The sequence below is a fragment of the Bartonella sp. MF74HXZ genome, assembly GCF_042194445.1.
GTDB lineage: Bacteria > Pseudomonadota > Alphaproteobacteria > Rhizobiales > Rhizobiaceae > Bartonella > Bartonella grahamii.
In genome coordinates, this window is record NZ_JBHIMW010000039.1 from 1 (window position 1) to 551 (window position 551).

1 protein-coding gene is annotated in these 551 nt (G+C 33.2%); it reads right to left on the minus strand.

Annotated features, from left to right (window positions below; all coding sequences use genetic code 11):
• Positions 1-333: hypothetical protein (locus ACFIJ8_RS08520; protein ID WP_375639395.1), on the minus strand; the 333-nt coding region annotated here is incomplete at its 3' end.
• Positions 334-551 lie beyond the last annotated feature (218 nt).

Sequence of the window (551 nt, forward strand, 5' to 3'; positions counted from 1 at the left end):
ACTCGTCCCCAAAAGAGTTCTGGTTAAAAAATTTGCATAGTCATCAGCAGCATTAATCTTTTCTAATCCGGCTTTATTAAGTGCTGTTAAATAATTGTCTTTTGAAACAGAAGAAGCATTCAAACCAGCAACAGAGATAATACTTTGCGGATAAGAGACACCAGCACTGTTTACACCTTCGAGAAATGTGTTTCTAAAATCAGAGTTTGCTGAAAAAATAGGTGTAACATTCGATAAAAATGTAGCCGCTGTAGCCAACGAAAGAACTTTAACAAAAGAAAAACGAGAACGTTTTAATTCACTCGCTGCTTGTGGGGCATATAATTTTTTCATAACAAACTCTCCAATGAAAAAACTTAAAAACACCTCCAAAACATAAAAAAGACACATTTTAGCATTATTGATCTTCTTGGAATTCATAATAGAGGATCATTGCTTAGAGTGTGAACATTTTGAGTCTTTACTCTTGTTTTGTTTGTGCTTTCTGTGTTGAGACCTAAATGTTTATATTTTGATTATGTTTTGTGGGCATAAAAATGACACATTTAGAG